Origin of the sequence: Bacillus tequilensis KCTC 13622, from assembly GCF_000507145.1 — a bacterium.
Classification (GTDB): Bacteria; Bacillota; Bacilli; order Bacillales; family Bacillaceae; genus Bacillus; species Bacillus tequilensis.
Genome location: NZ_AYTO01000036.1, coordinates 1 through 24,977, shown reverse-complemented (window position 1 = coordinate 24,977; position 24,977 = coordinate 1). Strand labels below are relative to the sequence as shown.

General features: G+C 46.2%; 18 protein-coding genes and 2 pseudogenes. 11 read left to right on the top strand and 9 right to left on the bottom strand.

Annotated elements, in window-relative coordinates:
- Positions 1-94 precede the first annotated feature (94 nt).
- On the bottom strand, positions 95-2,227 hold the full coding sequence (nasC, locus tag V756_RS0115755) for an assimilatory nitrate reductase catalytic subunit NasC (protein ID WP_024715498.1): 2,133 nt from the start codon (positions 2,225-2,227) through the stop codon (positions 95-97).
- Between the two features lie 6 nt (positions 2,228-2,233).
- The gene (gene nirB, locus V756_RS01000000122605; RefSeq protein ID WP_255210048.1) at positions 2,234-4,507 is read right to left on the bottom strand and encodes a nitrite reductase large subunit NirB; all 2,274 of its coding nucleotides are present in this window, start codon (positions 4,505-4,507) and stop codon (positions 2,234-2,236) included.
- A gap of 216 nt (positions 4,508-4,723) precedes the next feature.
- Between nirB and V756_RS0115745 the strand changes: the two genes are divergently transcribed.
- Together V756_RS0115745 and V756_RS1000000124585 are read left to right on the top strand one after the other, a co-directional pair.
- Positions 4,724-5,929, top strand: coding sequence for an MFS transporter (locus tag V756_RS0115745; protein WP_024715497.1), 1,206 nt, complete (start codon positions 4,724-4,726; stop codon positions 5,927-5,929).
- Between the two features lie 61 nt (positions 5,930-5,990).
- A pseudogene (locus V756_RS1000000124585) lies at positions 5,991-6,074 on the top strand (hypothetical protein); the annotation flags it as partial.
- A gap of 62 nt (positions 6,075-6,136) precedes the next feature.
- On the opposite strand, the gene V756_RS0115740 reads toward V756_RS1000000124585, so the two are convergent.
- Positions 6,137-6,817: an amino acid ABC transporter permease gene (locus V756_RS0115740; RefSeq protein WP_024715496.1), complete on the bottom strand. Its 681-nt coding sequence runs from the start codon at positions 6,815-6,817 to the stop codon at positions 6,137-6,139.
- Between the two features lie 9 nt (positions 6,818-6,826).
- Positions 6,827-7,690: a transporter substrate-binding domain-containing protein gene (locus V756_RS0115735; RefSeq protein ID WP_024715495.1), complete on the bottom strand. Its 864-nt coding sequence runs from the start codon at positions 7,688-7,690 to the stop codon at positions 6,827-6,829.
- Positions 7,691-7,859: 169 nt separating this feature from the next.
- Here V756_RS0115735 and V756_RS0115730 point away from each other — a divergent pair, with 169 nt between their 5' ends.
- The 7 genes and pseudogenes from V756_RS0115730 to V756_RS1000000123640 all read left to right on the top strand — a co-directional run.
- Positions 7,860-8,996: a zinc-dependent alcohol dehydrogenase gene (locus V756_RS0115730; RefSeq protein WP_024715494.1), complete on the top strand. Its 1,137-nt coding sequence runs from the start codon at positions 7,860-7,862 to the stop codon at positions 8,994-8,996.
- Between the two features lie 12 nt (positions 8,997-9,008).
- Complete coding sequence (locus tag V756_RS0115725; protein WP_024715493.1) at positions 9,009-9,464, top strand: RDD family protein; 456 nt, start codon at positions 9,009-9,011, stop codon at positions 9,462-9,464.
- An 81-nt stretch (positions 9,465-9,545) separates the two neighbouring features.
- The gene (locus tag V756_RS0115720; protein ID WP_024715492.1) at positions 9,546-9,878 is read left to right on the top strand and encodes a YckD family protein; all 333 of its coding nucleotides are present in this window, start codon (positions 9,546-9,548) and stop codon (positions 9,876-9,878) included.
- A gap of 126 nt (positions 9,879-10,004) precedes the next feature.
- A complete protein-coding gene (locus V756_RS0115715) occupies positions 10,005-10,427 on the top strand; it encodes a MarR family winged helix-turn-helix transcriptional regulator (RefSeq protein ID WP_111909791.1) in 423 nt (140 codons plus the stop codon).
- Positions 10,415-10,756, top strand: coding sequence for a DUF3147 family protein (locus tag V756_RS0115710; RefSeq protein WP_024715490.1), 342 nt, complete (start codon positions 10,415-10,417; stop codon positions 10,754-10,756). Before V756_RS0115715 ends, V756_RS0115710 begins: the two co-directional genes overlap by 13 nt.
- Positions 10,757-10,775: 19 nt before the next feature.
- Positions 10,776-11,504 carry an AAA family ATPase gene (locus tag V756_RS0115705; RefSeq protein WP_024715489.1) on the top strand — a complete coding sequence of 243 codons (729 nt, stop codon included), beginning with the start codon at positions 10,776-10,778 and terminating at the stop codon, positions 11,502-11,504.
- A gap of 72 nt (positions 11,505-11,576) precedes the next feature.
- Positions 11,577-11,985: pseudogene (locus V756_RS1000000123640) on the top strand (family 1 glycosylhydrolase); the annotation flags it as partial.
- A 68-nt stretch (positions 11,986-12,053) separates the two neighbouring features.
- On the opposite strand, the gene nin reads toward V756_RS1000000123640, so the two are convergent.
- The 5 genes from nin to hxlA all read right to left on the bottom strand — a co-directional run bounded on the left by nin (position 12,054) and on the right by hxlA (position 16,131).
- Entirely contained in the window at positions 12,054-12,452 is a 399-nt protein-coding gene (gene nin, locus V756_RS0115695; RefSeq protein ID WP_024715487.1) for a DNA-entry nuclease inhibitor, read from the bottom strand.
- A gap of 26 nt (positions 12,453-12,478) precedes the next feature.
- Positions 12,479-12,925, bottom strand: coding sequence for a DNA-entry nuclease (gene nucA, locus V756_RS0115690; protein ID WP_142675228.1), 447 nt, complete (start codon positions 12,923-12,925; stop codon positions 12,479-12,481).
- A 173-nt stretch (positions 12,926-13,098) separates the two neighbouring features.
- Positions 13,099-14,823, bottom strand: coding sequence for a methyl-accepting chemotaxis protein TlpC (tlpC, locus tag V756_RS0115685; RefSeq protein ID WP_024715485.1), 1,725 nt, complete (start codon positions 14,821-14,823; stop codon positions 13,099-13,101).
- Positions 14,824-14,935: 112 nt separating this feature from the next.
- Positions 14,936-15,493, bottom strand: a complete 558-nt coding sequence (gene hxlB, locus V756_RS0115680) for a 6-phospho-3-hexuloisomerase (protein ID WP_024715484.1) — start codon at positions 15,491-15,493, stop codon at positions 14,936-14,938.
- Between the two features lie 5 nt (positions 15,494-15,498).
- The gene (gene hxlA / locus V756_RS0115675) at positions 15,499-16,131 is read right to left on the bottom strand and encodes a 3-hexulose-6-phosphate synthase (RefSeq protein WP_024715483.1); all 633 of its coding nucleotides are present in this window, start codon (positions 16,129-16,131) and stop codon (positions 15,499-15,501) included.
- A 229-nt stretch (positions 16,132-16,360) separates the two neighbouring features.
- On the opposite strand from hxlA, the gene hxlR reads away from it, so the two are divergent.
- Together hxlR and srfAA are read left to right on the top strand one after the other, a co-directional pair.
- Positions 16,361-16,723, top strand: coding sequence for a transcriptional activator HxlR (gene hxlR, locus V756_RS0115670; protein ID WP_024715482.1), 363 nt, complete (start codon positions 16,361-16,363; stop codon positions 16,721-16,723).
- A 579-nt stretch (positions 16,724-17,302) separates the two neighbouring features.
- On the top strand, positions 17,303-24,977 hold a 7,675-nt coding region (gene srfAA / locus V756_RS0115665; protein WP_024715481.1), incomplete at its 3' end, for a surfactin non-ribosomal peptide synthetase SrfAA.

Here is a 24,977-nt window from a genome sequence, read left to right as displayed (position 1 = left end):
TTTTTCAGCATAGCATGGCGAAAAGTAATATTTAAGATACATGTTATAAAATGTAACGAAATATACAAAAAGTTCTAAAGATTTTATGAAAAATTCAAATAGGGTTGATTCTCACGGCGCACACCTTAAAACCGGGCATTTGACAAGCTGGATCTAAGGCTTCTCCGATTAAATCATTCACATTTTGAGCCTCTGCCCAGTGGATGGGAACAAACACGGTGTCTTTTCTGATTTGTTCTGATAATTTGCTGCGGACAATGATGCTTCCCCGCGGGGATTCGATTTTTACCAGTACACGGTCTTCAATATTTAAGGATGCCGCTGTTTGCGGATGGATTTCCATAAACGATTCAAAATGTCTCGCGGCAAGGGCGGCGCTTTTTCTCGTTTGGACGCCTGTTAAGTAGTGAGACATGACCCGGCCTGTCGTTAAATAAAGGGGGTAATCGGATGTCGGCTTCTCTTTTGGGACTGCCGGTTCGTTTGGAATCACACTTAATGCCGCTTTTTGATCCGGATGTGCAAATGAGTCCGCAAACAAGCGTCCTGTTCCGGGGTGATCAGGTTCGGGACATGGCCAATGGATGCCGCCTTCACGTCTGAGCCTGTCATATGTGATGCCTGAATAATCGGCAATCCCGCCTCTGCTCGCTTCTCTCAATTCATTAAAAATATCCTCTGCTGACGAGTAAGAAAAATACCGGCCTTTCCCGAGAGCAGCTGCGATCTCACAAATGATCTGCCAATCATGCTTTGTTTCACCGGGACATGGCCGGCTTGCTTCTCTTAATGTCACGCGGCCTTCGATATTTGTCATCGTGCCCTCATCTTCTAAATAAGAGGAGGCCGGCAAAATCACATCGGCGAGTTTCGCAGTCTCAGAAATAAACAAATCGATCGCGACAAAGAACCTTAGTTTTCGTAAAGCTTTTTTCACAAGATTCGCGTTTGGGCTGGAGACAACGGGGTTGGAGCACATGAGGAACAGTCCTTTGATGTCGCCGTCATTGATGTTTTCCATCATTTCATAGGCTGAGACACCTTTTCGCGGCAGATCGTCCTGATGGACTCCCCACACTTTTGCAATATGTGCCCGGTGCTGTTCGTTTTCAATAGATCGGTAGCCCGGAAGCTGATCGGCTTTTTGGCCATGCTCTCTTGCGCCTTGCCCGTTGCCTTGTCCAGTGATCGCTCCGTAGCCCGAGTAAGGTTTGCTGATTTTTCCGGTGATCAGCACCATGTTTAAGAAGCCTTTCACAGCCGCTGTTCCATCGGTTTGCTGTTCAATCCCGCGGGCTGTGAACAGCATGCCTGACGTTTCCTTGGCAAACTTCACAGCGGCCTTTTGCATGTGTGCCAGCGGGATACTCGTCTGTTCGGCGATATCCTCCAGGCTCAGCGTGTCCGTATGCCGCTTCAGCTCTTCGTATCCATTTGTTCGTGATTGAATGAAATCCTCGTCCGCAAGCTGTTCGTCGATGATGATTTTGACGAGACCGTTGGCAAGGGCGGCGTCTGTGCCGGGTTTGATTTTCAGATGAAGATCGGCGATTTTCGTTGTCGCTGTTTCACGCGGATCAATGGCGATGATATAAGCTCCGTTTTCTTTCGCATTTTCAACATACGGCATAATCGTAGGCTGGCATTCCGCAATATTAGTGCCGGCCAGAATGATCACACGGGTGTGGGGAATGTCTGATAAGGGATTCGTCAAGCCTCTGTCCGCGCCGAAAGTTTGGTTGGCTGCGGTTGCTGCGGCGGACATACAAAGCCTCCCATTGTAGTCGATGTATTTTGTCTGTAAGCCTACCCGTGCGAATTTCCCTAACAAATACGCCTCTTCATTCGTAATTGAGGCGCTTCCGTATACAGCCATGGCGTCATGTCCGTGTTCGTTTTGAATCATTGTCACTTGGTTTTTGATGTGATTCAGTGCTTCTTCCCAGGAAACAGGCATAAATTCGCCGTTTTTCTTCAGCAGCGGGCGGGTGATGCGGGAGGAGTTCAGAGCATGCTGGTGGGCGTTCATGCCTTTCATGCATAACCGGCCCTGTGTCGTAGGATTATCAATCCCGATCGCAGTGTACTTTTTTCGTGTGATGGTGGTTTGTTCCACAAGCTGCATTTTGCACTGCATGCTGCAAAACGGGCATTGGGTGTCATATGTTTTTTCTGATTGGATGTTTTGCTGTTTCTCATGAAAATATCTAAGCAGCCGTTCAGTCAAAATGCCTCATCCTTTCTTATGTGCGCCTGTTTTTAGGGGCAGTTTTTGAATCAGTGACAGGTCTGTTTTGAGGTTTTCCAGCAGATGTATCCTTAGATCCTCTTCAAATAGAACTTCTCTGATATTCACGATCCCGACACGGTCCATCCACTGATGTACAGCTTCTTCGTAATGAGCGGTTTCCCGATAATACTGGATCAGTCCTTTGATCATGCGGACAGTGCTTTCTGCGGTGTCTGTCACGCAAAACAGAGCTCCGGCATGAGTTCTTCGGACGCCGCCGATGTAGATGTCCCAGCCGGCTGGCGTCCGAATCGCGCCGACATCTTGTATGGCGGCAGCGGTGCAGTCTGCTTCACATGATAAGCTGATAGATATGCAAGCAGGCATGGAAAGCGTCTCAAGATGTCTTTCGATTTTGGCTGCCAGCTGCTGGATCGATCGGTTTTGTCCGCATGTACAAGCTCTGATACTTTGCAGCGTGCGGCGGTGTTCGTTTGAGTGAGCGGGTATTTTCAGGTCATTTTTGATGTGCGGGAGATCCGCAGGCCTAATCCCGGAAAGCTTCAGTCTTTGGCTGTGAGTGATGGACACGTCAGGGATGCTGTATGTCTCGATGATGTCGGCGATGTTTCTTAGCTGTTCCGCGTTTGTGCGCCCGCCGTACATTTGCGGAATGAGGGTGCATGTGTCTTCAGCGGCTGGCTCAGGCTGAATAAAACCGGGGTACAGCATTTCCAAGTAGTATTGAATCGCCGGCACACATTTGCGGCAGCCGTTTTTCGTTTTCCAGCCAAGCTGGTTCATCACTTCTGCAGGAGTAGTGAATGGCTTTCGCTGAAGCTCAGCAATGATGTCGTCTTCCGTAAAATCAGTACAGCCGCAAAACGAAGGTGTGCCGGCGGGTTCTGTATATTCGCCGCTGCTCATGTACCTCAAGAGGTCTTCAACGAGCGGCTTGCATCCGCCGCAGGAGCCGGATGCTTTGGTGCAGTGCTTGACTTCCTCGACAGTTGTTAAGTCTTTCGTATGCACCGCTTCCTCGATCGCGCCTTTCGTCACTGAGTTGCATTGGCAAATCGTTTCACTTGAAGGCATAGATTTAAAAGATGTATCCGTTTTCTCCGGTGCAAACAGCTGTTTTTTCACGATCGAGATGTCTCTTTGTGTGAGCAGGCTGTCGAGAAAGCGCCGCTTGTCACGTGTGTCTCCGTATAAAATAACGCCGGCCAGTCTGTCATCCTCAAAGAGTGCTTTTTTATAAATACCTGCTTGTTCATCACGGATGCTGATGCTCGTTGTGCGATCATCCTCATGAACCTTTCCGGCCGACCACACATCAATTCCAGCTATTTTTAACGCTGCAAATGGTGCCGAGCCTTGATATCCCTCACATGGCACACCGCAAATATGTTTGGCGAGCACTTTTCCCTGCTCATAAAGCGGCGATACCAAACCGTATACTGTTCCGTTATGTTCAGCGCATTCGCCGACGGCATAGACATTCGGTTCGCTCGTCTGCATGCAGTCATTCACGATGATCCCGCGGTTGACTGCGATTCCAGATGATACAGCCAATTCAATATTCGGCCTCACACCAGCCGCCATCACAATCAAGTCTGCCTTCAGTGAAGTTCCGTCCTTAATTTGGATTCCGTCTGCCTGAACGGTTCCAGAAATGGATACAGTTTCTTTCTCCAAATGAAAGGTTAAGCCTTTCCGTTCCAGATCCGCCTGCAGCAGCCGCGACGCCGTTTGATCGAGCTGTTTTTGCATAATGCCGGCAGAATGGTGAATGACGCTGACATCCATGCCGAGATGCTGTAAACCGACTGCGGCTTCCAGTCCTAATAAGCCGGCTCCGATCACCGCTGCCTTTTGATTGTGTTTGGCCATGCTCATCAGCGCTTGGCAGTCTTCTATCGTTCGAAATCCGTAGACGCCTTCTTTGTCGGCCCCGGGGATGGGGAGAATATGAGGGGAGGAGCCTGTTGCGACAATGAATTTGTCATAAGGCAGGGTCCGTTTGCGATCTGTAATGACCCGCTGCCGATCTGTATCAATGTGAACAACCGTTTCGCCCGTGTAAAGGGTAATTCCGTTTGCGGCGTACCAATCCTTGCTGTTCAGTGTGATGTCATCGAGTGACGTCTCTCCCTGCAATACTGAGGATAAGAGAATACGATTGTAGTTTGGATGCGGTTCACTTCCAAAAATAACAATCTCGAACATTTGGCGATTCAGCTTCAATATTTCTTCAATACAGCGGATTCCCGCCATTCCGTTCCCTGCTAATACCAATCATTGTTTCTTCATGTACCAAACCTCCTTTGATGCAGCTTGTAGGTTATCTCCTATCAAAAATTATGTCACAATGCATTGTTAACGCATTAAAAGTGTCATAAAAACTGACACATGTCTTTTCTAGAAAAAAATGCTCATATATCCTTAATTCAGAAAATTGAAAATAATGAAGGGGTAAGAAAGGGGAATCTTATGAAGCTGTCGGAACTGAAAACTAGCGGCCATCCACTCACTTTGCTTTGTTCCTTTTTATACTTTGATGTGAGTTTTATGATATGGGTTATGCTTGGGGCGCTGGGGGTATATATTTCTCAGGATTTTGGCCTGTCTCCCGTTGAGAAAGGGCTTATCGTGGCTGTACCGATTTTATCAGGATCTGTGTTTCGTATCATTCTGGGGATTTTAACAGACAGAATCGGACCGAAAAAAACGGCAGTGATCGGGATGCTGGTGACAATGGTTCCGCTGCTTTGGGGAACATTTGGCGGCCGTTCGCTGCCTGAGCTGTATGCCATCGGAATTTTGCTTGGGGTGGCGGGGGCAAGCTTTGCCGTTGCGCTGCCTATGGCAAGCCGGTGGTATCCGCCTCATTTGCAGGGGCTTGCGATGGGGATCGCCGGCGCGGGGAACAGCGGCACCTTGTTTGCAACCCTGTTTGGCCCGCGCCTTGCAGAGCAATTCGGCTGGCATATTGTCATGGGGATTGCGCTTATTCCTTTGCTGATCGTCTTCGTCCTTTTCGTATCCATGGCAAAGGATTCTCCCGCACAGCCGGCGCCGCAGCCGCTCAAAAACTATTTGCACGTGTTCGGGCAAAAAGAAACATGGTTTTTCTGCCTGCTGTACAGCGTCACATTCGGAGGGTTTGTGGGGTTATCAAGCTTTTTATCTATTTTCTTTGTCGATCAATATCAGCTGTCAAAAATTCACGCTGGCGATTTCGTTACATTATGTGTGGCGGCCGGAAGCTTTTTCCGGCCTGTGGGGGGCTGGATTTCAGATCGCGTAGGCGGCACAAAGGTTCTTTCTGTCTTATTTGTCATCGTGGCCTCGTGCATGGCCGGGGTCAGCAGCCTGCCGTCACTTTCAATGGTCATCGTTCTTTTGTTTGTCGGAATGATGGGGCTCGGAATGGGTAACGGAGCCGTATTCCAGCTTGTCCCGCAGCGCTTTCGCAAAGAAATCGGCATGGTGACGGGAATCGTCGGCGCGGCCGGCGGCATCGGAGGGTTTTTCCTGCCGAACATTTTAGGATCGCTAAAGCAAATGACAGGCACATATGCAATCGGTTTTATCACGTTTTCCTGTATTGCGATGCTGGCGTTTGCGTTCGTGCTTGCCGCAGGCTTTTACTGGAGAAAAAGCTGGAGCGCGGAAAGCAGTCCGGCGGATGTTTAAGTTTTGACGGACACGCTTTGGGCGTGTCTTTTTTATTTTTTCTTGATTTTAACCGGTGAAGATCACAAAAGAGCTCGATCAGTGCCTGCTGGCCAAGTATGAATTTGATTCAGACTGGCCGCTGTTTGAGGATCCGTTCAAGTGAGACCGAATCAATAGAAAAAAAGCCGTCTCCTGCGGGAGCGGCTTTTTTAATGAAACGTTTGTTTAAACATAATGAGCGTATTTTTTCTCAAGGATATTCTGAAAAGCGGCCGCTGCTGAGCAGATGGCCCAATAAATGAGGGCAGTCAGAATATACATGGTCATGTAATCGAACTCTCTGCCGCCGATGATTTTCGCATGTTGGAGCAATTCCGGCACTGTAATCATTGCAGCGAGAGAGGATGCTTTGATTAAGTCGAGCAATACATTGGCAAGCGGAGGCAGCGCAATACGGATCGACTGCGGCAAAATGACGCCTCTCATCGTCTGCCAGTAGGAAAGGCCGAGAGAGGATGCGGCTTCCCACTGTCCTTTTTCAACCGATGAAATGGCTGAGCGGTTAATTTCCGCAATGTAGGCGGCGCTGTTAAGGCTAAAGCCGATTAAAGCGGCTGTGACAGCGGAAAATTCAATGCCGATATAAGGAAACCCGAAATAAAGGATAAACAAGATCACCAAAATCGGAACGCCCCGCATAAAGGAAATATAGAGCTTCGCCGGCCACCTTAACAAGGCAAGCTGAGACATTCTGGCGAGTGATAGGAATAGGCCGATCACCGTTCCTGCGAACATGCTTACAAAAGAGATGAGCAGGGTATACCCAATGCCTCTTATGACATAGGGAAACGATTCAATGGCCAGCTTTGTGTTGAAAATATATTCCCACTGAATGCTATTGATCATGGCGTCCGATTACAAATCAACGTCTTGAACGTCGACATCCAGTTTCTTTGATACATCTGCTTTATTGAAGAATTGCTTCGACAGCTTAGTCAAAGTGCCATCCTTGCCCATGTCTTTCAGCGTTTCGTCCATCTTTTTCTGAAGTGCTGTATTGCTTTTTTTCATGACAAGCGCTTGTTTGTTCGGCATGTACTTGATGTCAGGGTGGATCGTAATGTTGAGATCCGGGAACGCTGCGAGCGCAAGCGTCTGCAGGTAATAGTCGTTCAAAATGACATCAGTGCGTCCGTTGGCGACATCTTTTAAATACTGCTCGTTGGTCGCATTATCATAAATCACTTCTTTGCCACCGTATTTTCTCGCGACATCCATGTAGACTGTCGTAGCAGCGCCAGCCGCTTTCTTCCCTTTTAAATCTTTCAGTGTTTTAATCCCCGATAAATCGTCTTTTCGGACGATTGCAGTGCCGTATGAATATTTATATGGAGTGGAAAATGCGAACTTCTTCTCACGGTCCTTCGTTACATCGATGTCGTTTGCGGCCGCGTCAACCTGTCCGCTGTTCACCGCTGTCAGCATCCCGTCAATGCCCATCTCCTTGAACTCAGCCTTCAGCCCAAGGCGTTTTGCCGCTTCGCGAACGACTTCAACCTCATAGCCCGTCAGTTTATCGGAACCGGAATCCGTATCATGATAAGAAGTGGGATAAAGTGTGCCCGATGTAGCGACAACAATTTTCCCTTTGTCTTTGATCTGCGCCCAGCCTGTATCCTTGGAACCGGCTTCATTTTTGCCGGAACAGGCTGCCAATATAAGAAAGAAAGCCATTGTAAGACTGAATATAACGGCTTTGGATTGCATGAATGATTTCACCTATGTTTCCCCCAATCTGTTAATCAACTAAAAAGATAGCACTGAACATAAGGGGTTGCAATATGTTGATGGCGTTTTCAAAAAGTTTGAATTGTGTATACAAAAAGCGTGTGAGCGTTTAAAAACGGCTACAAAGGGAACCAGTGATAAAAAAGGGAGTTGGACAAGCATGAAAGCACTGACATACCAAGGAAAAGAGCATGTTGAAGTGAAGAACGTAGCAGCCCCTGGGATTCAGGATGGGAAGGACGCCATTATCCGTATTACCGCAACAGGTATTTGCGGCTCCGATCTTCACCTGTATAAAAACGGGATTCCAGCTGCTCCGGATTATATCATCGGTCATGAACCAATGGGTATCGTTGAAGAAGTCGGAAATGAAGTCAACACGTTAAAAAAGGGTGACCGTGTCGTCATTCCGTTTAACATCGGCTGCGGTGAATGCTTCTACTGCAAGCACCAGATGGAGAGCCAATGTGATGAATCAAATCCAAACCCGCATACCGATGCCGGCGGCTTATTCGGTTTCTCCGAATTCAACGGAAATTTTCCGGGCGGGCAGGCTGAATACCTTCGTGTCCCGTACGCTGACTTTTCTTCCTTTAAGGTACCGGCAGACAGCGAGCTTGAGGATGAACAAGTATTGCTGCTATCCGATGTGATGCCGACAGCTTATTGGAGCGTAGAGCACAGCGGTGTGAAAAAAGGTGATACCGTGTTGATTCTCGGAGCGGGGCCGATTGGCTTGATGGCGCAAAAATTTGCTTGGATGAAAGGAGCAAAACGTGTCATCTCTGTGGACCAAGTCCCGCATCGGCTTGAACATGCAAAACGGACAAATGGGGCGGAAACGTTTAACTTTTCGGAACACGATGAAATCGGGAAGCTTCTTTATAATGAAACAAACGGCGGGGCAGATGTTGTCATTGATTGTGTGGGAATGGACGGAACGCCGCTTCCTAAAGAAAATACGTCTGAAAAGCCGAATCAGTTTGGCACGATCAGCCCGATCCTCACTGCTTCTGAAGCCGTGAGAAAGTTTGGCACAGTCCAGCTGACAGGTGCATATATTTCTCAAGCGGACGGTTTTCCGCTCGGCGATTTCTTTACACGAAATGTATCAGTCAAAATGGGCCAGGCGCCCGTCATTCATCTGATGCCAATGCTATATGACATGGTGAAGCAGAAAGAAATCGATCCTACCGACATTATTACGCACAAATTAAGTCTTACTGATGCCCCTAAGGCATATGATATATTCGATAAGAAAGAAGATGGAAACATCAAAGCCATATTAAAGCCATAATGGGGGAGTCAAATGAATATTTACAAACCAGCTGGATTTTGGATCAGACTGGGAGCTGTATTGTTAGATTACATTATCGTTTCGGTGCCTCTTTTGCTGATCTATTGGCTGATTACAGGAAAAGACCCGAACGACAGCCTGTTCATCAGTCTGATTGTACTGCTGTACTCTATTTTGCTGCCGGTGTTTTGGCGCGGCTACCTTATCGGAAAAAGAATCTGCGGAATCAGAATCGTAAAAAAAGACGGGGCGCAGGTCAATCTGTTAACGATGGTTTTGCGGGTTATTGTTGGCGATTTGGTTTACGGCATAACCCTCGGACTCGGCTTGATCGCCAGTCTGATTCTGATCGGCGTGCGGGAAGACAAACGGACACTGCATGATTTAATTGCGGGAACGTATGTCACTTATGCATCACCGGATGAAGAAGAACTTTATCATGATGAACAGATCAGAAAGAGCGAGTAATGGTTCGCTCTTTTTATTTTGCATGTATAAAAAAAGCAATAGAACAAAACATAGGAAAAATAGGATTGGAGGAATATCTGGATGAAGCGAATCAAAAACAATATCATCACAATGTTCATAGCCGCAGTCGTTATTTCTCTGGCCGGCACAGCTGAAGCCGCTGAAAAACAGCAGCAGCCTCCCGCAAATGTCACACTGACAGACCAGCAAAAGAAAGAGATTGAAAAACTTGAAGCGGATATACTGAAAAAACGTAAAGACGTGATCTCAAAGTATGTGCAATACGGTGTCCTGCCTAAAGAAAGAGGCGAACACATCAAAAATCATATGGACAAACACTTTGAAATGCTGAAACAAAACGGCTTTGTTCCTAAGCCACATCCTCATGTGCATACATTTGAAAAAAGACATTAAGACGGTAAGCATCCAATGGGAATTGGATGCTTTTTTATTGTTGAAGATTTGCTGAATGAATATTATGAAAAAATATATCGCTTATGATGATTATATCTTATAATAAGATATAAAAAGGGGTGCATGATGGAAATGGATTTCATAGCTAAACTAAATCAGCAGTGGACAGATATATATTATTTACTGCATTACAAACATAAAGAAAATATTTCTCACCAGGCAATACGGCTTATGCAGCATATTGAAAAGCAAGGTGAAGCAACTATAGGGGCTTTGGCTGAATATTTGTCTGTCTCTCACAATACAGCGTCAGAGCATACTAAACGTTTAATTCAAAAGGGATTTGTAGCTAAACGGCGAAGTGAGCAGGATGAACGAAAGGTATTAGTTTTTTTAACACAAGAAGGAAGATTTATTCTTGAACAGCATACACAGCTAGATAAAGAGAAATTAAAAGAGATAATTGAACGAATGAGCCCGTCAGAAAAAGAAATCCTTGAGCAGGCATTTGAACTTTTAAGTAAGGAAGCTAAACAATGGCAGTTTTAAGCAAAATAATCATTTCTGCTTTGATTATCGGTTTTGTCACTGAAATATCAAAAAGGCACCCGACCTATGGGGGAATCATTGCTGCTTTGCCCCTGGTCAGCTTATTAAGTCTTTGTTGGATGCAAATACAGGGTGAAAAAACAGCTCAATTAAGTCAATTTGCATCTGGTGTGCTGACAGGAATCCCTGCTACAGTTTGTTTTCTCGTTATTTTGGCGTTTTTGCTAAAAATTCATGTGCCGTTCTGGTTAGCGTTATGCGCTGGAATACTAGGATGGGTTGTATGTTTATGGATGCAGAAGTTTTTCCTCAATATATTATGTAACTGAGTGATGGAAAGGAGATGCTATGTTTTTAAAAAAGGTTACCCTTCTTCGAGATAAGATTTCGGACTTTGACAGATTCCCTTTTTCTATCCCGGCTATAAGCCAGTTAAATGAAATTTTGTTTACTAGCCAAGTGACTTTTTTTGTAGGAGAAAATGGATCTGGCAAATCTACTTTGCTTGAAGCTATAGCAGATAAGTGTGAATTCAATACAGCGGGCGGAAGCCGAAATAATGTCTATGAATTACAGGAGTCAGGCTCCCATTTGGGAAATTACATACGTTTATCTTGGCTACCAAAGGTAGCAAACGGCTTCTTCTTAAGAGCTGAATCGTTTTATCATCTTTCTCTTCATCTGGATGAGATGGAATTGGACGCCCCGCGGCCATACCGCTCTTATGGAGGGAGGCCGCTGCACAAGCAATCACATGGAGAGTCCTTTATGTCTCTATTTAATCATCGGTTTAAAGAAAAAGCGATTTATCTTTTAGATGAACCAGAAGCGGCACTTTCTCCAGCCAGGCAGCTGGCTTTTTTGAGAGTTATACATGATTTGGTGAGAGGTGGAAATGTACAGATGATCATTGCGACTCACTCTCCGATCCTGCTGGGCTATCCCAACGCTAAGATTTTAAGCTTTGATGGCGGGAGAATACATTATACAGAGTATGAGGATACAGAACATGTTCAATTAACACGGTATTTTCTTGGACAAAGAGAAAAAGTATTGGCTGAGCTTTTCCGCGACTAATATCGAGTTGTTCTGAAGCGCGTTTCATAGCCAATGATAGGTTTATCAAATATTTCAGGAGTGATAAACACTATGATTCGTCAGCATCCAGAATCTTTCTCGAAACATGTTTTGTGGAGCCTGCTTCTGCAACGTACCAGATTGAAGGCGTTTGGAAAGAAGATTGCAAAGGACCTTCTGTAGGGGACGTGTATACGAAAATACCGGGCAAAACGTTTAAAGGAACGAACAGTGATATTGCGGCTGACCATTGTCACCGCTATAAAGAAGATGCCGCTTTGATGGCTCAAATGGGCTTATAAGCGCATCGATATTTTCCAACAGCTGGCCGCGGATTTTTCCAAGTGGAAAAGGCGAGATCAATGAAGCAGGTCTTGCGTTTTATGATTACCTGATTGATGAATTGCTTTCTCATAACAGCGATCCGGTTCTGACTTTATATCACTGGGATTTGCCTCAGGCGCTTATGGACGAGTATGGCGCTTTAATGAAGCAAACCATGAAAGTTTATAAAGAGCTCCTGAGAGTTATTCTCTCAGGGCTTTTTCATTACACAGAAACAGCATCAATAATATAAGTGTCTGCGTGAAGGTCTGACACTTCAGCCGGCACAGTCCAGCATGTCAATTGATAGTTTCCTTTAGGAAGATCAAAGGACAGCCTTTTAGACATAATGCTTTCAATTTCAATTCCGTTTTCTGTGACATGAAAAGGAACAGTCACCTTTTTTTCGAAGGAGGTTACAGTTTCTGAACTGTTCAGGCGCAAAAGAATAAAGGCCTTTGTATTTCTTTGTGCTTCAAACGAAATCGCTCCGTCCGCCGCAGCATATCCTTTTTCAATCGCTTCGTCAGTCCAATCCATTACAGGAGGTGCTGAATCCTTTTGAAATACAGTAAATTGATGATAAGAAATCGATAGTTCTTGCGGCTTCCATGACTTGATCAATGTGCTGCTCCTCCTCTATTAACTATTTACTGAATGGTGAATAAAACCTTTGTGCCGTCTGGATAATCTGTAAGCTGATGCCCGACCCAAGAGCCTGCACCGCGGTTGTCGGCGGGAGAAATATATTCTACAGAAGCCCCTTCGCCGCCTTCTTTGCACATGGCCATTGGCCATTCATCTCTGTCATACCCCGTTTTGGGCGGTACGTCTTTTAATGATTGCTCGCGGTGTTTCTCAGCTCCGTCTCTGTCGATAGTGCACACATCTGAGTGCCCTTCGTTTATCGCATCCTTAATATGTTTGGCCGTTTCAGGATAACGGTCAGAAGGGAAGGCAATTGTTTCATCATATTTCGTTTGAGACGTTTTTTGATCAGCTGGGAAAAAGTCTCCTTTTATCAGGCCAACAGCAGCAGCTGCTATGACGACGATGACGAGAAGTATCGTTTTTATGATGTCCATCGTGATGTTCACCTCCCGCTTGTAGCAACTTTAAAACTGACCCAAGAGTAATCCAGAAAGCGTTTGGTGTAAAGGTTAAAATTTTATGTTTTACTATCAATTTATTGATGAAATCGTAATTTTTGCAGGTCGAAATATTAGTTTTCAGTAAAATAACGTTGCCAATTTACAATAATGATAATAGGTCATCGGCTGTTTTCGGATTGATCAATTATTTTAAATTGGTTTATGATACCGGTAAGCTCCTCGGCTAATTGAGACAGCGTTTCAGAAGCAGCAGTAATCTCTTCCATTGCGGCAAATTGTTCCTCTGTTAATGCTGCAGCTTGCCGGGTATTTTCTGTAGATTCTTTAATATCAGCTGTATTGGCTGCAAAGGATTCGTTGATGTGATGTGCACTTTCTGAAATGTTTGATACAGATGCTGATAGATCACTGATCTCGACGCTGATTTCACCTGTTGCGGCTGTGATTTCCTTAAATGCATCTCTGGTGCGCTGGATCATGCTGACACCTTCCTCAGCTTCTGTTTTCACATGCTCAATAGATCTTGCAGATTGGTTCATATCCGTTTGTATTTCTGTGATCAGTTTTGAAATCTGTCCCGCTGACCGTTGAGATTCTTCCGCTAATTTACGTACTTCATCGGCAACAACAGCAAAGCCTTTGCCGTGTTCACCGGCTCTTGCAGCTTCAATCGCTGCATTCAGCGCAAGCAGGTTCGTCTGATCGGCAATTTGGGTGATAACGGATAAGATTTGTTCAATTTGTTTAGAACGGCCATCCAGCTGCTGTATGATTTCTCCGCTTTTCTGGATCGAATCGTGAATGGCATCCATTTGTGACTGTACATCTGAAATTTCCTTTTGCCCAATGTCGGCTTTTGATTGTGCAAGCTGTCCTTTGTCAGCAATAGCAGCAGTATTAGAAGATATATCCCGGATGTCTGCTGAAGTTTTCTTTAATGAGCTTTCACTGTTTTCAATTCTAGCGATCTGCTGCTGGGCTCCATTTGCAATCTGCTGTACAGCTTCTGTAATCTTTTCTGAAGCTTGATTTGTCTCCTCTGCTCCCGCTGATAGCTGCTGAGAGGCTGACGCAAGCTGAAGGGCTGATTGCTGTACGGTTTGAATGGTATCGTTCAGTTTTATTCTCATCTTATTGTAATAGACGCTGAGTTCTGATAGTTCGTCACCGGACTTGTCTGACACCTCTATTGTCATATCTCCGCTTCCGGCACTTTCGAAAGCGCATTTTAAAGCGTCCAGCCGCTTATTGATTCTTCTGGTGAAAAGCAGGACAAGAATGACTGATACAATAATGACAATAACAAGAACAACAGCGAATTGAGTGAAGAGTGAGTGCGTAAGCGATGCCAAAATGCTTTGATTGGCTCCGGTATACAGCATCCCTATGATGTCCCCGTTTTTATCTTTTAAAGGCATGTATGCAGTCTGATAAGAAGAACCTGCCACGTCTGCTTGTCCGTTGAATGTTTTTCCGTTCTTTAAAACAGCGTCAGTAACTTCAGGAGAAGCCTGGGTGCCGACAGCTCTTTCGCCGTTCTTCATGACATTGGTTGAAACTCGTGTATCCTCTTGGAAAATGGTTACGGTATCACCTGTTTTTTTGCCTAGCAGATCAACAATGTCTTCATTATCGTTGATTTGTGTCTGTCCTTTATATAGCTTATTGTCTTTTATCTGCCAGTCACCTGGAATAACATCATCAATATAAGTGCTGCTTAAAGCGAGATCTCCTTTCGCTTTTTCAGTAGCCATTTGTTTCATGCTTTCTGTAATTTCCTTAAGCATTACAGTGCCGACTGATGCAGAAAACAATAGAATAATCGCGAAAACCAGGAATAGAATTTTTGTTCCTAGTTTAAGCTTTAATTGTTTTATCAACATAATTCCTCCTTTTTATAGTTTGCAGATCATATTACTTATCGGGTTTTTGGGTTTGAAGTTTTATTTTAGAAAATATTAAAACCGGCCTGAAAATCAGGCCGGTTGTGTGAAGCTATTCAAGGTTTGCGTGGTGTGTGAACATGGTTCCGGAATCGAGCCCTTTTCTCTCCATGAGTTTTAAAATCACTGCATCGTAGAATAGCAGCAAAGTCTGCTCGAATAATGATCCCATTGGCTGGATGGTTTTATCGCTTCCGTTTGACTGGTCTTTAGGAGAGCCAGGCATTTTGACGATGAGATCCGCTTGTGCTCCAATGCTTGAATCCGGATTGATGGTTAAAGCGGCAACAATTCCATGTAAGCTTTTTGCTTTTGCCGCTGTATGGATCAGGTTCTTTGTTTCTCCTGATCCTGAGCCGATAATGACGAGGTCTCCTTCTCGGAGCGGCGGAGTGAGAATCTCACCGACGATATGGGCGTTGAAGCCCATATGCATCAATCTCATCGCGAAGGATTTTGCCATCAGGCCGGAACGACCCGCGCCCGCAGTGAAAATTTGATTGGATGAAAGAATGTGATCGGCAAGCTGGTCAGCCTCTTTATCAGAAATATAAGCCGCTGAACGGTGTAACTCATTGAGAATTTCCGTTACGTATTCAGTCGTTTTCATCTGAATTATCCTTGGGCAATCAGCTGTTTCATTTTTGAAGCTGTTTCTGCTTTGTCTGCTGCGCTTGTGATTCCGCCCCCGACAATGACAAGGTCAGGATGTTGTTTGATCACTTCTGGCAGTGTATCAAGTTTGATTCCGCCCGCAATTGCAGTTTTTGCGTTTTTTACGGCATTTTTGATTGTCGTTAATTCTTCGAAAGAGTTTTTGCCCTCTGCTTGAAGATCATAGCCAGTGTGGACGCAGATGTAGTCAACACCGAGTGCGTCAATTTCTTTCGCGCGGGATTCAATATCTTTCACGTTGATCATGTCCACTAAAATTTTCTTCTTTTGTTTTTTGGCTTCTTCAACAGCGCCTTTAATTGTTGCGTCGTCTGTAGCCCCTAAAACAGTGATGATGTCAGCGCCAGCTTCCGACGCTTTCATGATTTCGTATCCGCCGGCATCCATGATTTTCAGGTCTGCCAGAACCTTCAATTGCGGAAATGCTTCTTTTATTTCTTTAACGGCTCTAAGGCCTTCATTAATGACAACCGGTGTTCCGATCTCAACCACATCGATGTATTGTTCCACTTCTTTGACGAGCTCGATGGCTTCCGGGATGTTGACGAGGTCTAATGCTAGCTGTAATTCCATTGTTGATCCACTCCCTTTTTCGAATTACTTTTCATTCTATAGGTTCCCTCTTTTCATGAATAGTAGGCACTTTGAAGTCAAATAGTTACTTGGAGGATACTGTGAGGAGAGGCAATCAGATTTCTTTCGCTTGGTTTTAGGAGTGAGTATAATAAAAAGAGTCTGCGAAAAAGTAAGTAAGTGATGATATGCATGTAACATACAAAAAGTATACCAAGGGGGGGTTCTTTTGAGCCGGATGGACGATAAAAGGTTTAATTGTGAGAAGGAATTAACGCTTGCGGTGATCGGCGGTAAATGGAAAATGCTCATATTGTGGCATTTGGGAAAAGAAGGTACAAAACGGTTCAATGAATTAAAAGCTTTGATTCCTGATATTACGCAGAAGATCCTCGTGAATCAGCTGAGAGAGCTTGAGCAGGATTTGATCGTTCACAGGGAAGTGTATCCGGTTGTCCCGCCGAAGGTTGAATATTCCTTGACCCCGCAAGGAGAGAGCCTGATGCCTATTCTTGATGCCATGTATGAGTGGGGGAAAGGGTATATGGAATTGATTGATATCGATAAAAATGTCATTAAGGAATCGTTGTAAGGCACTCTAGCATAAGAGTGTCTTATTTTTTTTTGCGTGATTTTCGGTTTTTGCGCGGTAAACAGATGCCATGTAAAGATTGTAAAGGGCATTCAATAATAAAGCGGGATAAATGGGATCATCTGATTTTATTTTTTAATTTTTCTGTAAATAATGTTTAGTGGAAATTGTTGCGGTATCCCGCAAAAATATCCCAGTAAATAAAATGGAATCTTTCGGTATCCCGCATGGAACTTTTCACCTATTTTTCGGTGATAAAAACATTTTTTTCATTTAAAGTGAACGGTAGTAATGTAAAAAAATATTGAAAACCATGAATAAATAGCCAAAACTGTTTTCAACTGGTGCGAGGCTGTTGCGGTCTTTGTTCGCTTGTGTTAAACGCCGCAATGATGATTGGTGGCAGCCGTTTAGATAGCGGCATTTTGTTTTTTTGTTGGCTGTACTGTTTTTTTAGCGTAGTGCTTTGGGCTTTCTTGGATGTTAGTTCATAAGGATCAAAAGCTTATTTGAACAAGAAAAGAAAAATAAGCTGCACATGTTCACTGCTTATTGAAGATCAGGGGAGGTATGACAAATATGGAAATGACTTTTTACCCTTTAACGGATGCACAAAAACGAATTTGGTATACAGAAAAATTTTATCCTCAGACGAGCATTTCGAATCTCGCGGGGATTGGTAAGCTGGTTTCAGCTGAAAGAGTTGACCGGACGCTTGTCGAACGGGCGATTCAAGAGTTTATCCGCAGAAATGATGCCATGCGCCTTCGTTTGCGGCTCGATGAAAACGGAGAGCCCGTTCAATATATAAGCGAGTATCGGCCTGTTGATATAAAACATACAGACACCACTGAAGATCCGAATGCGAGAGAAACTATTTCACAATGGGGCCGGGAGGAAACGAGAAAACCTTTGCCGCTTTATGATTGTGATTTGTTCCGTTTTTCTTTGTTCACTTTACAAGAAAATGAAGTGTGGTATTACGTGAATGTCCACCACGTGATTTCTGATGGAATTTCCATGAATATTCTCGGAAATGCCATTATGCATATTTACTTAGAATTAGCCGGTGCTTCAGAAACAAAGGCAGGCATCTCGCACTCATTTATCGATCATGTTTTATCTGAACAGGACTATGCTCAATCGAAGCGATTTGAAAAGGACAAAGCGTTTTGGAACAAGCAATTCGAATCGGTGCCGGAACTTGTTTCCCTGAAACGGAATGCTTCTGCGGGAGGAAGCTTGGATGCTGCGAGGTTTTCTAAGGATGTGCCTGAAGCGCTTCATCAGCAGCTTCTATCCTTTTGTGAAACAAACAAGGTCAGTGTTCTTTCGGTGTTTCAATCGGTGCTTGCCGCCTATTTGTACAGAGTCAGCGGCCAGAATGATGTTGTGACGGGAACCTTTATGGGCAACCGGACGAATGCGAAAGAGAAGCAGATGCTTGGCATGTTTGTTTCCACTGTTCCGCTTCGGACAAACATTGATGGCGGGCAGGCGTTTTTAGATTTTGTCAAAGACCGTATGAAGGATCTCATGAAGACGCTTCGCCATCAAAAGTACCCGTATAACCTTCTGATCAACGATTTGCGTGAAACAAAGCGTTCTTTGACCAAGCTGTTTACGGTATCTCTTGAATATCAGGTGATGCAGTGGCAGAAAGAAGAGGAACTTGCTTTTTTGACTGAGCCGATTTTCAGCGGCAGCGGATTAAATGATGTCTCAATTCATGTAAAGGATCGATGGGATACCGGAAGCCTCACCATTGATTTTGATTACCGCACTGATTTATTTTCACGTGACGAAATCAAAATTGTTTGTGAGCGCATGATTACGATGCTGGAGAACGCGTTATCGCATCCAGACCATGCAATTGATGAATTAACGCTGATTTCTGAAGCGGAGAAAGAGAAGCTGCTTGCGAGAGCCGTCGGTGAATCTGTGAGCTATCGCAAGGATATGACGATTCCTGAGCTGTTCCAAGAACAGGCTGAACGGCTTTCTGATCATCCGGCAGTTGTATTTGAAGGCCGGACATTGTCCTATCGAACGTTACATGAACAATCTGCTCGCATCGCCAATGTGCTGAAACAGAAAGGTGTCGGCCCGGACCGTCCTGTCGCGGTTCTGCTTGAGCGCTCTGAACGTATGATTCCGTCTATCATGGGGATTTTAAAAGCCGGCGGGGCCTATGTGCCGATTGATCCCGGATTTCCGGCGGAGCGCATTCAATATATTTTGGATGACTGCGGTGCGGACTTTATCCTGACTGAATCGAAGGTTGAGGCTCCTAAAGCTAATGCTGAGCTGATTGATTTTGATCGGGCCATTTCGGAAGGTGCAGCTGAAAGCTTACATGCAGATATGAACGCCCGAAACCTTGCCTACATTATTTACACATCGGGAACGACCGGACGTCCGAAAGGCGTGATGATCGAGCATCGCCAGGTTCATCATTTAGTTGAATCTTTGCAGCGGACGATTTACCAAAGCGGCAGCCAGACATTGCGGATGGCATTGCTTGCGCCGTTCCACTTTGATGCGTCAGTGAAGCAGATTTTCGCGTCGCTCCTTTTGGGGCAAACCCTTTATATCGTACCGAAGACAACAGTGACAAACGGATCCGCCCTTGCTGCGTATTATCGCAAGCACAGCATTGAAGCGACGGACGGTACACCGGCCCATCTGCAAATGCTGATCGCTGCGGACGATTTTGAAGGCCTCAAGCTGAAGCACATGCTGATCGGAGGAGAGGGCTTATCGTCTGTTGTTGCGGACAAGCTGCTGAACCTGTTTAAGGAAGCAGGCACAGCGCCGCGTTTGACGAATGTGTACGGACCGACTGAAACATGTGTGGACGCGTCTGTTCATCCCGTTATCCCGGAGAGTGCTGTTCAATCAGCGTATGTGCCAATCGGGAAAGCACTGGGGAATAACCGCTTATATATTTTGGATCAAAAAGGCCGGCTGCAGCCGGAAGGCGTGGCGGGCGAGCTTTATATCGCCGGCGACGGTGTCGGCCGAGGCTATTTGCATTTGCCTGAATTGACGGCTGAGAAGTTTTTACAAGATCCGTTCGTGCCAGGCGACCGCATGTACCGTACTGGAGATGTGGTGCGCTGGCTGCCGGATGGAACAATCGAATATTTAGGAAGAGAGGATGACCAGGTTAAAGTCCGCGGATACCGGATTGAGCTTGGCGAAATTGAAGCCGTGATTCAGCAGGCGCCAGACGTGGCGAAAGCCGTTGTTTTGGCACGCCCTGACGAACAGGGGAACCTTGAGGTTTGCGCATATGTTGTGCAGAAGCCAGACAGTGAATTTGCTCCGGCCAGCCTGCGGGAGCATGCTGCCAGACAGCTTCCTGACTATATGGTGCCGGCTTACTTTACAGAAATCACAGAAATTCCGCTCACGCCAAGCGGTAAAGTCGACCGCCGCAAGCTGTTTGCGCTGGAGGTGAAGGCGGTCAGCGGAACGGCCTATACGGCGCCGCGCAATGAGACAGAAAAAGCAATCGCAGCCATTTGGCAGGACGTGCTGAATGTTGAGAAGGCAGGAATCTATGACAATTTCTTTGAAACAGGCGGGCATTCATTGAAGGCGATGACGCTTTTAACAAAGATTCATAAGGAAACAGGCGCTGACATTCCGCTTCAATATTTGTTTGAGCATCCGACGATTGCCGCACTTGCAGAGGAAGCCGACCACAGAGAAAGCCGGGCATTTGCAGCGATTGAACCTGCTGAAAAACAAGGGCATTACCCGCTTTCGCTGGCGCAGCAGCGAACATATATCGTCAGCCAGTTCGAAGATGCGGGAGTCGGCTACAACATGCCGGCGGCAGCGATTTTGGAAGGACCTTTAGAGATTCAAAAGCTGGAGCGCGCATTTCAAGGGTTAATCCGCCGCCACGAATCTTTGAGAACGTCATTTGTTCTTGAAAACAGCACGCCGAGACAGAAAATCCATGACAGCGTCGATTTCAATATCGAGATCATTGAAAAAGGCGGCCGCTCCGATGAGTCGGTTATGACATCATTTGTCCGGAAATTTGACTTGGCGAAAGCGCCGCTGTTCAGAATCGGCTTGATGAAGCTTGAAGAGAGCCGTCATATGCTGCTGTTTGACATGCACCATTTGATTTCTGACGGTGTGTCCATCGGCATTATCTTGGAGGAGTTAGCCCGTTTATATAAAGGTGAACAGCTTCCTGAGCTGCGCCTTCAGTATAAGGATTATGCCGTGTGGCAAAGCGGCCAGGCTGCTGAAGGTTACCAGAAGGAACGGGCGTATTGGAAGGAAGCCTTTGCGGGCGAGCTTCCGGTGCTTCAGCTTCTGTCTGATTATCCGAGACCGCCTGTTCAAAGCTTTGAAGGAGACCGGGTGTCAATCAAGCTGGATGCGGGATTAAAGGATCGTTTACAGCGTTTGGCTGAACAAAACGGCGCCACGCTGTATATGGTGATGCTGTCTGCTTACTATACGCTTTTGTCAAAGTATACGGGACAGGATGACATCATTGTCGGGACGCCGTCAGCGGGCAGAAACCACTCCGATACAGAGGGCATTGTCGGGATGTTCGTCAATACGCTCGCGATTCGCAGTGAAGTGAGGCAGGACGAGACGTTTACCAAATTGATCACGCGTGTCCGCAAACAGGTGCTGGATGCCTTTTCTCATCAGAACTACCCGTTTGAGTGGCTTGTTGAAGATTTGAGCATTCCGCGTGATGTAAGCAGACATCCGCTGTTTGACACGATGTTCAGTCTTCAAAACGCGACAGCAGGCATTCCGTCTGTCGGTGATCTGACCTTGTCTGTTCACGAGACCAACTTCAAGATTGCAAAGTTTGATTTGACGGTGCAGGCGAGAGAAACCGTTGAGGGCATTGAGCTCGATTTGGACTACAGCACGAAGCTGTTTAAGCAAAGCACTGCTGACAGGCTGCTCAACCATTTTGCGCGGCTGCTTGAGGATGCTGCGGCTGAGCCTGAGAAACTGATTTCTGAGTACAAGCTTCTTTCTGAAGAGGGGGTTGCTTCGCAAATTCAGCGGTTTAACCCGGAAAGAACATCTTATCCGAAAGACAAAACGATTGTTCAGCTGTTTGAGGAGCAGGCGGCGAGAACGCCAGACCATCCAGCACTTCAATATGAAGGCGAATCACTCACTTATCGTGAGCTGAATGAGCGTGCCAATCGGTTAGCGCGCGGCATTCTTTCACTTGGAGCGGGAGAAGGAAGAACAGCGGCTGTCTTATGCGAACGGTCAATGGACATGATTGTGTCGATCCTCGCGGTATTAAAAACAGGTTCGGCCTATGTTCCGATTGATCCGGAACATCCGATTCAGCGGATGCAGCATTTCTTCCGCGACAGCGGAGCGAACGTGCTTCTCACTCAGAAAAAATTAAAGGCTTTAGCCGAGGAAGCCGAATTCAGCGGTGTGATTGTGCTTGCGGATGAGGAAGAAAGCTACCATGCCGATGCGCAAAACCTCGCGCTGCCTCTTGATTCTGCGGCGATGGCCAACCTGACGTATACGTCCGGAACGACAGGAACGCCAAAGGGTAATATCGTGACACATGCCAATATTCTGCGCACGGTGAAAGAAACGAATTATCTCAGCATTACTGAACAGGATACAATTCTCGGACTTTCCAATTACGTGTTTGACGCGTTTATGTTTGATATGTTCGGTTCATTGTTAAACGGCGCCAAGCTTGTGCTGATACCGAAAGAAACCGTCTTGGATATGGCTCGCCTGTCCCGCGTCATTGAACGGGAGAACATCAGCATTCTCATGATTACAACCGCTTTGTTCCACCTGCTTGTGGACTTGAATCCGGCGTGCTTGTCAACGCTTCGCAAAATTATGTTTGGCGGGGAGCGGGCTTCGGTTGAACATGTAAGAAAAGCTTTGCAAATGGTCGGAAAGGGCAAGCTCCTTCACATGTACGGACCGTCTGAAAGCACGGTTTTCGCGACGTATCATCCAGTTGATGAATTAGATGAGCACACGCTGTCTGTTCCGATTGGAAAACCAGTCAGCAATACGGAAGTGTACATCCTTGACCGGGCTGGACATGTGCAGCCTGCCGGGATCGCCGGAGAGCTTTGCGTCAGCGGCGAAGGACTCGTGAAAGGCTATTACAACCGTCCGGAGCTGACTGAGGAGAAGTTCGTTCCGCATCCGTTTACATCCGGCGAATGCATGTATAAAACGGGTGACCTTGCCAGATGGCTGCCGAATGGCGACATCGAATTTATCGGGCGGATCGACCATCAGGTGAAAATCCGCGGACAGCGTATTGAGCTTGGAGAAATCGAACATCAGCTGCAAACCCATGACCGTGTGCAGGAAACTGTCGTGCTTGCTGTTGATCAAGGAGCGGGAGACAAGCTGCTCTGCGCGTACTTTGTCGGAGAAGGCGAAATGTCATCTCAAGAGTTAAGAGAGCATGCGGCGAAGGATCTGCCAGCTTACATGGTTCCAGCAGTGTTTATCCAAATGGACGAGCTGCCGCTGACCGGAAACGGAAAAATCGACCGGAGAGCGCTCCCGCTTCCTGATGCCAGCGTCTCAAGAGGTGTTTCATATATTGCGCCTCGTAATGAAACGGAACAAAAACTCGCAGACATTTGGGCGAGGGTGCTTCAGGCTGAACAAGTCGGCGTTTATGACCACTTCTTTGACATCGGCGGACATTCATTAGCAGGTATGAAGATGCTTGCCTTGGTTCATCGGGAACTGGGGGTTGAGCTGTCACTTAAAGATCTCTTCCAGTCACCGACGGTTGAAGGCTTGGCGCAGGTGATTGCCTCTGCTGAAAAAGGGGCAGCCATCAGCATCAGTCCGGCAAAGAAACAAGAAACGTACCCTGTTTCTTCACCGCAAAAACGGATGTATGTACTCGAGAAGCTTGAGGGAGCGCAAACAAGCTATAACATGCCGGCGGTTCTGCGCCTTACGGGTGAGCTTGATGTTGAAAGGCTGAACAGCGTCATGCAGCAGTTAATGCAGCGACATGAAGCCTTTAGAACCACATTTGAAATGAAAGATGGAGAAACGGTGCAGCGGATCTGGGAGGAAGCTGAGTGTGAGTTGGCCTATTTCGAAGCTGCAGAAGAAGAGACGGAGCGGATCGTATCTGAGTTTATCAGACCTTTCCATGTCGATCGGCTTCCGCTATTCAGAATGGGTCTGATCAAGCATTCAAACACTGAGCATGTGCTGCTATTCGATATGCACCATATTATTTCTGACGGTACGTCTGTCGGTGTGCTGATTGAGGAGCTTTCGAAGCTGTACGACGGAGAAACCCTTGAGCCGCTGCGTATTCAATATAAGGATTATGCCGTGTGGCAGCAGCAGTTCATTCAGTCTGAGCTTTACAGGAAGCAAGAGGAGCATTGGCTGAAGGAGCTGGAAGGAGATCTGCCGGTGCTGACACTTCCGACTGACTATAGCAGGCCTGCGGTTCAAACGTTTGAGGGAGACCGCATTGCATTTACATTAGAAGCAGGCAAAGCTGATGCGCTGCGCAGACTTGCAAAAGAAACGGATTCCACACTGTACATGGTGCTTTTTGCTTCATACAGTGCGTTTTTATCAAGACTAAGCGGGCAAGACGATATCATCGTCGGTTCACCTGTAGCCGGACGATCTCAAGCGGACGTCAGCCGCGTGATCGGAATGTTTGTCAATACATTGGCGCTGCGCACATATCCGCAGGGTGAAAAGATATTTACTGACTACCTTCGCGAAGTGAAAGAAACAGCACTCAGCGCTTTTGAAGCGCAGGATTACCCGCTTGAGGACCTGATCGGGAACATACAGGTTCAGCGTGACATAAGCAGAAACCCATTATTCGATGCCGTATTTTCAATGCAAAATGCGAATATCAAGGATTTAACGATGAAAGGGATTCAGCTTGAGCCGCATCCGTTTGAACGGAAAACGGCTAAGTTTGACATCACACTGACGGCTGACGAAACCGATGGCGGGCTTACGTTTGTACTCGAGTACAATACAGCGCTGTTTAAGCCTGAAACGATTGAACGATGGAAGCAATACTGGATGCAGCTTCTAGATGCAGTCACCAGCAATCCAAATCAGCCGCTTTCCAGCCTGTCACTCGTCACTGAAACAGAAAAACAAACGCTTCTTGAGGCATGGAAGGGCAAAGCGCTGCCTGTTCCGACAGACAAAACGGTTCATCAGCTATTTGAAGAAACAGCCCAGCGCTACA